Source organism: Pseudomonas sp. I2 (assembly GCF_040984075.1).
GTDB lineage: Bacteria > Pseudomonadota > Gammaproteobacteria > Pseudomonadales > Pseudomonadaceae > Aquipseudomonas > Aquipseudomonas guariconensis_B.
Genome location: NZ_JBCGFQ010000212.1, coordinates 1 through 400 on the forward strand (window position 1 = coordinate 1; position 400 = coordinate 400).

General features: G+C 63.2%; 1 protein-coding gene. It reads left to right on the plus strand.

The genetic code is table 11. The annotated features are described in order from the left end of the window. Positions 1-90: 90 nt before the first annotated feature. Complete coding sequence (locus WCE05_RS26300) at positions 91-258, plus strand: hypothetical protein (protein WP_368816881.1); 168 nt, start codon at positions 91-93, stop codon at positions 256-258. Positions 259-400 lie beyond the last annotated feature (142 nt).

Genomic DNA, 400 nt, shown 5'->3' on the forward strand with positions numbered 1-400 from the left:
GCATTCCTGCGCGAGCTGGACGCGCAGGAACGCGCCAAGAAACGGTAACGGGTCACGCCCGTTGCTTCCCGCAATCTCACCGACATCACCATGCTAGACCCGATACTGATGCGCAAAGACCTGCAAACCGTCGTAGACCGCCTCAAGAGCCGTGGCGTGTCCTTCGACACGGAACGGTTCAACGAGCTGGAGTCTCGCCGCAAGGCGGTCCAGACCGAAACCGAATCCCTGCAAGCCCGCCGCAACGCGCTGGCCTAGCAGATCGGTCAGCTCATGGCCATGGGCGAGGAAGCCAGCGCCGTCATGGCCGAATCGCAGGCCGTGCCCGAGCGCCTGAAGCTACTGGAAGAAGAGCTGGCCGCCCTGCAGCTGCCGCTCAACGAACTGCTCATGTCGGTGT

Excerpts from the sequence above, each read along its gene's own strand:
- WCE05_RS26300 (WP_368816881.1), top strand. The coding sequence starts at position 91 with ATGCTAGACCCGATACTGATGCGCAAAGACCTGCAAACCGTCGTAGAC.